The organism is Pseudolysinimonas sp. (genome assembly GCF_044239695.1).
Taxonomy (GTDB): domain Bacteria; phylum Actinomycetota; class Actinomycetes; order Actinomycetales; family Microbacteriaceae; genus Pseudolysinimonas_A.
Map to the genome: position 1 here is coordinate 1 of NZ_JBIIAW010000099.1, position 10,025 is coordinate 10,025.

The window sequence follows — 10,025 nt, forward strand, 5'->3', positions numbered from 1 at the left end:
TGGCCCCCCCCGCCCGCGCCGCTCCGCGCGGGGCCGACCCGCGACCGGTGCCCGGCCACCCAGGAGCGGAGGCTCATTGCTCACTCATCCGCGACGTCGACGCACTTCTCGGCGCTCTGCGCGCCGGGCTTGCCCTGGCGGTTGACGGTGACCGCGAGGCAGACGGTGTCGCCCGGGGCGGTGTCGACGACGAAGCGCGGCTGCGCCTGGGTCGCCGTGCGGACGCCGTTGACCTCGACCTCGTAGAGGTCGCCGTCGGCGAGACCGGGATCCTGCCAGGAGAACTCGACCGTACCGCTGCCGGTCGTCGCCGAGATGTCGGAGACGACCGGCAGCTGGTCGTCGGTCGACGCCCGCAGCAGCACGACGAGCGCCGTCGCACCGAGGGCGATCACGAGCACCGCCGAGGCGATGAGCAGCCAGGTGACGGCCTGCACCCCGCGCTGCGGAACGGTGCCCGGCCGGCTGTGCGAGAACCGCCGCGGCGGGGCTGAGGCCTCGCGGACCGTGCCGATCCCGGCGTAGTCCCCCGCGGCAGCGGCCCGACGCCGCCGACGGCGCGGGGTCGGCGCGTTCCGGGCACCCGGCAGCGGACGCAAGCGGGTGCGGTCCTCGAGGTCGGCGACCGTGCCGAGCGCCCACTCGTCCATCGCGATCTCGAGGGCCGTCTGCGGCACGCCGAGCTCGGCTTCGATGGTCTGCAGCTCCCGCACGAATTCCAGCACGCTCGCCGGACGGCCGTCGGGACGCCGCGACATGCCGCGTTTGAGCAGGGCTTCGAGGCTCGCCGGGACGTCGGGGCGCCCGATCGGCTGCGGCTTGGCCCGCGCGATGCGCGACATGAGGTCGCTGCTGCTGTTGGATCCGCCCGGGTCCTCGAACGGCGAGCGCCCGGCGAGCAACGAGTAGACGGTTGCGGCGAAGGCCCAGACCTCGCTCGCGATCGTGCCCGACGTCTCGTCGAGCAGCACCTCGGGTGCCGACCACGGGATCGACAGGCCGACCGCGTCCTCCTCCCGTTGCGTGGTGAGCGTGGAGGCGATCCCGAAGTCGGAGAGCACGGGATGCCCGTACGCGGTCGTCAGGATGTTGGAGGGCTTGATGTCGCGGTGCAGCACGCCGGCGCGATGGGCGGTCTCGATGGCGGAGCCGATCTTGACGGCCATCCGCAGGACTTCCGGAACCGGGATGCGTTCCCGCCGATAGCGCTCGGAGAGGCTCGACGAGCACAGCTCCATCACCAGATAGGGGCGTCCGTCGCCGGAGACGCTCGCCTCGTAGACGGTGAGGATCGACGGGTGCGCCGACAGCTGCGCCATCAGATTCGCCTCGGCCTGGAACATCTGCCGCACCTGGTCGTTGACGACCTCGCTGAGCATGACCTTGACCGCCACCTGGCGGCGCGGCATGTTCTGCTCGTACAGGAAGACGTCGGCGAATCCGCCGGAACCGAGGATGTGCACGTAGGAGAATCCGGGCAGCACGGGGGGCTGAGATGGCAGTCGCCTCGCCATGGACCCCCCTCTCCATGCCGCGCGGGTCGCCCTATTGTAGGCGGACCGCCCCGCGAGGCCTCTGCCCCGCGAAGGGGTTTCCCCTTATTGGGGGCGCGTGCTATCCGTGTCGCGCCGGGGCTTCGCGGCGGGCGCGGCGACGTCGATGACCACGACCGTCACGTTGTCGCGACCGCCCGCGGCGAGCGCCGCATCCATGAGTCCGTCGGCCGTCTCCGCCGCGGTGCCGCCGGCGGCGAGGCGCCGCCTGATCTGGCCGTCGTCGACCTCCTTGGTGAGTCCGTCGGAGCACAGCAGCAGGCGCATCCCGGGGCGCACGGGCAGCATCCAGACGTCGGGGCGCGGCGGCTCGCGGAACCCGACGGCGCGGGTGATCACGTTGCTGTCGGGGTGGTCCTCGGCGTCGCGGGCGTCGAGCAGGCCCGCATCCACCATCTCCTGCACGACGGAGTGGTCGCGGGTCACTCGGGCGAACTCGTCGTCGGCGAGAAGGTAGACGCGACTGTCGCCGACGTTGAACACCGCGAACGTCGGCTCGCCGTCCCGCAGGACCAGGAGCGCGCCGGTGACGGTGGTGCCCGCCCCGATCGGGATGTGCGCCGAGAAGTCGTCGATGTCGTCGGCGGCGGCGTTGAGCGCGCCCTCGAGCCGAGCCAGATCGAGGTAGCCGTGGTCGGCCTCGGCACGGAGCGCGGCGAGGCGCTCGACGACCGCGGCGCTCGCCCGATCTCCGGCGGCGTGTCCGCCCATCCCGTCGGCGACCGCGAAGATCGGCGGGCCGACCAGCACGCTGTCCTCGTTCACCGCGCGCTTGCGGCCGACGTCCGATCGCCCGGCCCAGTCGAGGACGAACCCGCGACGCTTGCCCGGGACCGCGAGCCGGAATCCGGTGCGGTCGCGCCCCACGCTCGTCACTCGGCGTCCGATGCGCGCGGAGCGAGGATGTCGATGACGGCTCCTTCGCCGAGGTCGATGCGCGTGCCCGCGACGATGACCGCCGACTCGCCGCGGATGAGAGTCCGCGGCGCCGCTCCGGGCAGCTGCACGATCGTCCCGTTGGTCGAGCGCATGTCGCTCGCGACGAGCGACCCGCCGAGGAGCCGCAGCTCGAGATGGGTGGCCGACATCTCCCGCGTCGGCGACGCCAGCGTCACCAGGCGCGGCGCGGGCCCGGTGTGGATCCGCGGGATGCTGGGATTGCGCCCGAGGTACACGGGCACGTCGATCGGCACCTCGGTGCCGTCGGCGAGCACCGCGCGGAACTCCGCGCGCGTGGGAGCCGGTGCGGCCCCCTCGTCGTCGGCCACCGGCAGCTCCGGCTCCACGAACAGCGGTAACTGCCGCGCCTCCGGCGCGGGCGGTTCGACGAGCGCCGGCGGTGCGACGTCCGCCGGCGCGGGGCCGCGGACGACGGTGTCGTCGAGGTCGACCGTCGGAACGAGGAGGGGGGTGCGAGGAACCGACAACCGGGTGTCGTCGAGGTCGGGTTCCACAGTCCCTATCCTCCACCCCCGGAGTGACGACCGTGAGCACCGCGCGCTGCGGAGCGGGTCGTGTCCTCGGGTCGATCGGGGTAGGGGTCCCCGCTCCTTCGGCCCGAGGACACGACCCGCTTCTCAGTGCGACCCGGGCTACTCGCCGATGTAGGACATCACGTGCTTCACGCGGGTGTAATCCTCGAACCCGTACATCGAGAGGTCTTTGCCGTAGCCGGAGTGCTTGAAGCCGCCGTGCGGCATCTCGGCGACGAGCGGGATGTGCGTGTTGATCCAGACGCAGCCGAAGTCGAGGTGTTTGGCGAAGCGCATCGCGCGGCCGTGGTCGCTCGTCCAGACCGAGGACGAGAGGCCGTACTGCACGCCGTTGGCCCAGGTGAGCGCCTCGGTCTCGTCGGTGAAGGTCTGCACGGTGATGACCGGGCCGAAGATCTCGTTCTGGATGGCGTCGTCGTCCTGCTTGAGGGCGTCGACGATCGTCGGCTCGATGTAGTAGCCCTTGCCGTCGACGCGGGTTCCGCCGGTGACGACTTCGGCGTGGGACGGGAGCGCGTCGAGCATCCCGAGCACGCGTTCGAACTGGTTGACGTTGTTGACGGGGCCGTAGAAGGTGTCGGGGTCGCCGGGCGCGCCGGTCTGCACGTTCTCGGCCACGTAGCCGGCGAGCGCCGCGACGAAGGCGTCGTGGGCGTCGCGGTGCACGAGCACCCGGGTGGCGGCCGTGCAGTCCTGGCCGGCGTTGAAGTAGCCGGCGATCGCGATGCCTTCGGCGGCCTTGGCCATGTCGGCATCCGGGAACACGATGACGGGGGCCTTGCCGCCGAGTTCGAGGTGCACGCGCTTGAGGTCGGCGGAGGCGGCTTTCGCGACCTCCATCCCGGCGCGCACGGACCCGGTGATCGACACCATCTGCGGGGTCTTGTGGTCGATCATCAGGCCGCCCGTCGTGCGGTCGCCCGTGATCACGTTCAGCACGCCCTTCGGCAGGAACTCGGCGGCCACCTCGGCGAGCAGCAGGGTCGACTGCGGGGTCGTGTCGGAGGGCTTCAGCACGGTCGTGTTGCCGGCGGCGATCGCGGGGGCGATCTTCCAGACGGCCATGTTGAGGGGGTAGTTCCAGGGCGTGACCTGACCGATGACGCCGATGGGCTCGCGGCGGATCGACGAGGTGTGGTCTTTCATGTACTCCGCGGTCGCGCGGCCCTCGAGGTTGCGGGCGGCGCCGGCGAAGAAGCGCAGCTGGTCGACGGAGAGCATGATCTCGTCGTCGACGAGGGAGGCCCGCGGCTTGCCGGTGTCCTGCGATTCGAGGTCGGCGAACTCGTCGGCGCGCTTCTCCATCTCGTCGGCGATCCGGAACAGCGCCAACTGCCGCTCGGCGGGCGTCGACTCGCCCCATTCCTCGAACGCCGCCGCGGCGGCGCTGTAGGCGGCGTCGACGTCCGCCGATCCGGAGACGGGCGAGGTCGCGTAGCTCTCCTCGGTCGCGGGATCGAGGACGGCGAACGAGCCGTCCCCCTTCGCGTCGACGTACTCCCCGTTGATGAAGTTGCGCAGCGTGCGATCGGCCATGCGCCCACCCTACTTCGACGCCGCGCGTGCCGAAACTGCCGATTTCGTCACTCCGAGGCCCTCTCATCTGCGGATTCGCTTGCGACGCCCGCCTCCGGGTGTCAGGATCGCCTCATGGTGCGCGGCAAACCGGTGGCACTCGATGACGTGTCGAAAGGCATCATCGAGCAGCTCCAGGAGGACGGCCGGCGCTCCTACGCCGAAATCGGCAAAGCGGTCGGGCTCTCCGAGGCGGCTGTGCGGCAGCGGGTGCAGAAACTGACGGATGCCGGCGTCATGCAGGTCGTCGCCGTCACCGACCCGATGCAGCTCGGCTTCTACCGCCAGGCGATGATCGGCATCCGGGCCACGGGCGACACGACGAAGGTCGCCGAGCAGCTCGCCGCGATCCCGGCGATCGACTACGTCGTGCTCACCGCCGGCTCGTTCGACGTGATGGCGGAGGTCGTCTGCGAGAGCGACGAGGACCTCATCGAGCTGCTCAACCACCGCATCCGGGCGATCGAGGGCGTGCTCTCGACCGAGACCTTCGTCTATCTGAAACTGCAGAAGCAGTTCTACAACTGGGGAACACGATGACCGCGTCGTACAACGAAGCCGACCTTCAGCAGAAGGCCAAGGACCACCTCTGGATGCACTTCAGCCGCCAGTCGGTCGCTGAGGAGCACGGGGTGCCGATCATCGTCAAGGGCGAGGGTCACCACATCTGGGACTCGACGGGCAAGAAGTACATCGACGGACTCTCCGGCCTGTTCGTCGTGAACGCCGGACACGGTCGGAAGCGGCTCGCGGAGGCGGCGGCGAAGCAGGCCGAGGAGCTGGCGTTCTTCCCGATCTGGTCGTACGCGCATCCGAACGCGATCGAGTTGGCCGACCGGCTCGCCGACTACGCGCCCGGCGACCTCAACCGCGTCTTCTTCTCGACCGGCGGCGGCGAGGCGGTCGAGACCGCGTTCAAGCTGGCGAAGTACTACTGGAAGCTGCAGGGGATGCCGGCGAAGACCAAGGTCATCTCGCGGGCCGTGGCCTACCACGGCACCCCGCAGGGGGCCCTCGCGATCACCGGCATCCCGGCGATGAAGGCGATGTTCGAACCGCTCGTGCCCGGCGGCTTCCGGGTGCCGAACACCAACTACTACCGCGCCCAGGAGATGGGCTTCGACGGCACCCTCGAGCAGTTCGGGCAGTGGGCGGCGAATCGCATCGAGGAGATGATCCTGTTCGAGGGCGCCGATACCGTCGCGGCGGTGTTCCTCGAGCCGGTGCAGAACAGCGGGGGATGCTTCCCGCCTCCGCCCGGGTACTTCCAGCGCGTGCGCGAGATCTGCGACCAGTACGACGTGCTGCTCGTCGCCGACGAGGTCATCACCGGCTTCGGGCGCATCGGCAACATGTTCGCCTCGACCACCTACGGCTTCCAGCCCGACATGATCACCTGCGCGAAGGGCATGACGAGCGGCTACTCCCCGATCGGGGCGACGATCGTCTCCGAGAAGATCTACGAGCCGTTCCGGCACGGCACGACCGCGTTCTACCACGGCTACACGTTCGGCGGGCATCCCGTCTCGTCGGCCGTCGCCCTCGAGAACCTGGCGATCTTCGAGGAGGAGGGGCTCACGGAGCGCGTGCGCACGCTGTCACCCGTCTTCCGCTCGAAGCTCGAGTCCCTCAAGGACCTGCCGATCGTCGGCGACGTGCGCGGCGACGGGTACTTCTTCGGAATCGAGCTGGTGAAGGACAAGGCGACGAGGACGACGTTCGACGACGCGGAGTCGGAGCGGCTGCTGCGCGGGTTCCTCTCGAAGGCGCTCTACGACGCGGGCCTGTACTGCCGCGCCGACGACCGCGGCGACCCCGTCATCCAGCTCGCTCCCCCGCTGACGATCGGCGAACCCGAGTTCGACGAGATCGCGTCGATCCTGCGCGGCGTGCTGGCCGAGGCGTGGACGAAACTCTGACTCCATACTCGGGACTCAGTCTCTGGCACGCAACGGCCGGCGACCTGACCCCGCGGGCGGGGCTCGAGGGCGACACCACGGCCGACGTCGCGATCGTCGGCGGCGGGCTCACCGGACTGTGGACGGCGTGGTATTTGCTCGACCGCGATCCGGGGTTGCGTGTCGTCGTGCTGGAGAAGGAGATCGCCGGCTTCGGGGCGTCGGGCCGCAACGGCGGCTGGCTGAGCGCCCTGTTCCCGCGGTCGACGGCGTCGCTCGAGCGCGCGCACGGCCGCAACCAGGCCCTCGCCCTACGGCGCGCCATGATCGCCACGATCGCGGAGGTCGGGTCAGTCACCGCCGCGATGGGGCTCGACTGCGACTTCACCCGCGAAGGCACGGTCGCCTACGCCCGGTCCGGCGTGCAGGAGCGCGCCGCCCGGGCCGAGATCGCCGAGGCCGCGCACTACGGCGTCGACGAGATCGCCTGGCGGGGCGCCGAGGAGGTGCGCGCATCCGGAGCGCGCGGTGCGGCGTTCGATCGCAACTGCGCGAGCGTGCACCCGGCGAAGCTCGTCCGCGGGCTCGCCTCGGCCCTCGAGGCCCGTGGCGCGCGGATCCTGGAGGGCACCGCGGTCACCTCGGTCTCCCCCGGCCGCGTCGAGACCGAGCACGGGGTGGTGTCGGCGGATCGGGTCGTCGTGGCGACCGAGGGCTACACGGCGACGTTCCCGGCGACGCACCGCCGCATCCTGCCCCTGTATTCGCTGATGATCGCGACCGAGCCGCTGCCGCCCGAGTTCTGGGAGTCGACGGGCCTGCGGCGGGGGCAGACCTTCACCGACTACCGGCACCTGCTGATCTACGGCCAGCGCACCGCCGACGACCGATTCGCCTTCGGCGGTCGCGGGGCGCGCTACCACTGGGGCAGCGCGATCCGGGCGGAGTACGACCGCGCACCCCGGGTGTTCGAGCACCTGCGGCGCACTCTCGCCGAGCTCTTCCCAGGCTCCGCTGACGCGCAGATCACCCATCGCTGGGGCGGCCCGCTCGGGGTCCCGCGCGACTGGCACGCGTCGGTGACCTACGACCCCGCGAGCCGCATCGGTCGCGCCGGAGGCTACGTCGGCGACGGACTGTCGACGACGAACCTCGCCGGTCGCACGCTCGCCGATCTACTCACGGGAGTCGACTCCGAGCTCACCCGACTCCCGTGGGTCGGGCACAGCTCCCCCGACTGGGAGCCGGAACCGCTGCGCTTCCTCGGGGCCAACGCGGGGATGCTCGCGATGGCCGCCGCCGATGTCGAGGAGCGCATCACCGGGCGGAGCTCGGTGATCGCGAAGGTGATGGGGCCGCTCGTCGGACACTGAATCGCGGCGACACGCCCACGGGCCGGGCGATTGGGAATTTTGTTGCCGTGTCAACGATTATGGATGACATGGCAACTATTGACACCCTGTCCACCCATCCGAACTTCGTCGCGGGCACCTGGACGCTCGACCCGACCCACTCGACGATCGCCTTCACGGTCCGGCACCTCGCGATCTCGAAGGTGCGCGGCACGTTCGAGAAGTTCGACCTCACGATCGTGACCGGTCAGGACGACGCTGACGGCATCCACTCGATCGACGCGACGATCGACGTCGCCTCGGTCAACACCAACCAGGCGCAGCGCGACGGCCACCTCCGCACGAGCGACTTCTTCCAGGTCGACGAGTTCCCGACCGCGACCTTCCACTCGACGGGCGGAACCTGGGACGGCGACGAGTTCACGATCGTCGGCGACCTCACCCTCCGCGGCGTGACGAAGCAGATCGAACTGACCGGCGAGCTCGGCGGCGTCACCACCGACTCCCAGGGCAACACCAAGGCCGGAGCCTCGGCCACCACGACGATCAACCGCCACGACTTCGGCGTGAGCTGGAACGCCGCCCTCGAAGCCGGGGGGCTCACCCTCGGCGACGACGTCAAGATCGACATCGACGTCCAGGTGGCCCTCCAGGCGTAGTCGCACCCACGAGAACGAGGGCCGCCGGGACGTCAGGTCCCCGCGGCCCTCGTCGTTCGGGCCCTAACGTCGAGTCGTGAACAAGCTGAAGCAGGGACTCGTCCTCGTCGCCTTCGTCGGGATCGCCTACGCCGTGGCGGCCCTCGGCAGCGTCGCGACCATCTCGCAGGTGGACGGCTGGTACGCCGACGCCGACAAGGTGTCGTGGAACCCGCCGAGCGCGGTCTTCGGCCCGGTCTGGACCGTCCTCTACGCTCTCATGGCGGTCGCGGCCTGGCTCGTCTGGCGCGAGCGGGAGCGAAAGCCCGCCGAGGTGCGCCGCGCGCTCAGGCTCTACGTCATCCAGCTGGTACTCAACGCGATCTGGACGCCGGTCTTCTTCGGCCTCTACCCGTGTCTCGGGGTCGCGGCCTTGTGGGGCGCCGCGGTGATCATCGTCGCGCTCGACGTGCTCGTGCTGCTGACGATGATCGCGTTCTGGCGGGTGCGGAGGCTCCCCGCCGTGCTGCTGATCCCGTACTGGGCGTGGGTGCTGTACGCCACCACGCTCAACGTCGGGATCGCCGTCCTGCAGTCCTGACGCTCTTCCTGCGGCTACTCCGGCGGGAAGAGCGCGTCGATCTCGGCGACCTCCGCCGCCGTCGGGCGCCAGCCGTTGCCCGCCGCCGCGTTGGCCCGGATCTGCGCCGGCTTGGTCGCCCCCGCGATGACGCTGGAGAGCGCGGGCCGGGCGAGGAACCACCCGAACGTCGCCTCGAGGATGCCGATCCCCCGCGCCGCGGCGAAGGCCTCGAGAGCTTCGATCGCGTCCCAGGGCGCGGTCTCGTGCACCTCGGGACGCTGGCGTCCGATCCGCGTGTCGGCCGGCAGCTCGGAGCGGGAGAACTTGCCGGTGAACAGGCCGTTCGCGAGCGGGAAGAACGGCAGGAATCCGAGGCCGAGCTGCTCGACCGCCGGGAGCACCTCGGCCTCGACCTCGCGCGCGAGGAGGCTGTAGTGATTCTGCGCCGAGACGAACCGCGCGGTGCCGAGCTCCGCGGCCGCGGCATCCGCCTCCCCCAACTGCGTGGCGTCGAAGTTCGAGTTGCCGATCTGGCGCACCTTCCCCTCCTGCACCAGCTCGTCGAGGGCGCCGAGCGTGTCGGCGATCGGCACCGACGGGTCGGGCGTGTGCTGCTGGTAGAGGTCGATCGTGTCGATGCCCAGCCGGGTGAGCGAGCCCTCGACCGCGGCCCGGATGTAGGCCCGCGAGCCGCGCGGGCCGACCGCCGCCAGGGGGCTGTCGTAGGCGGTGTGGCCGAACTTCGTCGCGACGACGGCCTCGTCGCGACGACCCTGGAGCGCGGCGCCGAGCCGGGTCTCGCTCAGTCCGTACTCGGCCCCGTAGATGTCGGCCGTGTCGAAGAAGGTCACGCCGGCGTCGAGAGCGGCATGGATGACGGCATCCGTTCCCGCCTGGTCGAACGTGAGGGCACCGGGTCGGCCGAGGTTGTTG

At 70.5% G+C, this 10,025-nt stretch carries 10 protein-coding genes; 5 read left to right on the forward strand and 5 right to left on the reverse strand.

Annotated elements, in window-relative coordinates; all coding sequences use genetic code 11:
- Positions 1-80 precede the first annotated feature (80 nt).
- The 4 genes from ACILQS_RS13175 to ACILQS_RS13190 form a co-directional block, all read right to left on the reverse strand.
- Entirely contained in the window at positions 81-1,514 is a 1,434-nt protein-coding gene (locus ACILQS_RS13175) for a serine/threonine-protein kinase (RefSeq protein ID WP_395640589.1), read from the reverse strand.
- A gap of 84 nt (positions 1,515-1,598) precedes the next feature.
- Positions 1,599-2,420, reverse strand: coding sequence for a PP2C family protein-serine/threonine phosphatase (locus ACILQS_RS13180; protein ID WP_395640590.1), 822 nt, complete (start codon positions 2,418-2,420; stop codon positions 1,599-1,601).
- A 5-nt stretch (positions 2,421-2,425) separates the two neighbouring features.
- Positions 2,426-3,007 carry an FHA domain-containing protein gene (locus tag ACILQS_RS13185; RefSeq protein WP_395640591.1) on the reverse strand — a complete coding sequence of 194 codons (582 nt, stop codon included), beginning with the start codon at positions 3,005-3,007 and terminating at the stop codon, positions 2,426-2,428.
- Positions 3,008-3,145: 138 nt separating this feature from the next.
- On the reverse strand, positions 3,146-4,582 hold the full coding sequence (locus tag ACILQS_RS13190) for an aminobutyraldehyde dehydrogenase (protein ID WP_395640592.1): 1,437 nt from the start codon (positions 4,580-4,582) through the stop codon (positions 3,146-3,148).
- 114 nt (positions 4,583-4,696) lie between these two features.
- Between ACILQS_RS13190 and ACILQS_RS13195 the strand changes: the two genes are divergently transcribed.
- The 5 genes from ACILQS_RS13195 (at position 4,697) to ACILQS_RS13215 (ending at position 9,110) form a co-directional block, all read left to right on the forward strand.
- A complete protein-coding gene (locus tag ACILQS_RS13195) occupies positions 4,697-5,161 on the forward strand; it encodes an Lrp/AsnC family transcriptional regulator (protein WP_395640593.1) in 465 nt (154 codons plus the stop codon).
- Positions 5,158-6,540, forward strand: coding sequence for an aspartate aminotransferase family protein (locus ACILQS_RS13200; RefSeq protein ID WP_395640594.1), 1,383 nt, complete (start codon positions 5,158-5,160; stop codon positions 6,538-6,540). The genes ACILQS_RS13195 and ACILQS_RS13200 overlap by 4 nt, the downstream gene beginning before the upstream one ends.
- Positions 6,525-7,892 (forward strand): NAD(P)/FAD-dependent oxidoreductase, encoded by a 1,368-nt coding sequence (locus ACILQS_RS13205; RefSeq protein ID WP_395640595.1) that lies wholly within the window; start codon positions 6,525-6,527, stop codon positions 7,890-7,892. The genes ACILQS_RS13200 and ACILQS_RS13205 overlap by 16 nt, the downstream gene beginning before the upstream one ends.
- 68 nt (positions 7,893-7,960) lie before the next feature.
- Positions 7,961-8,530 carry a YceI family protein gene (locus tag ACILQS_RS13210; RefSeq protein ID WP_395640596.1) on the forward strand — a complete coding sequence of 190 codons (570 nt, stop codon included), beginning with the start codon at positions 7,961-7,963 and terminating at the stop codon, positions 8,528-8,530.
- Positions 8,531-8,606: 76 nt separating this feature from the next.
- Complete coding sequence (locus tag ACILQS_RS13215) at positions 8,607-9,110, forward strand: TspO/MBR family protein (RefSeq protein ID WP_395640597.1); 504 nt, start codon at positions 8,607-8,609, stop codon at positions 9,108-9,110.
- Positions 9,111-9,124: 14 nt separating this feature from the next.
- Here ACILQS_RS13215 and ACILQS_RS13220 read toward each other — a convergent pair.
- Positions 9,125-10,025 (reverse strand): aldo/keto reductase (locus ACILQS_RS13220; protein ID WP_395640598.1); only part of this gene is annotated, 901 nt, incomplete at its 5' end.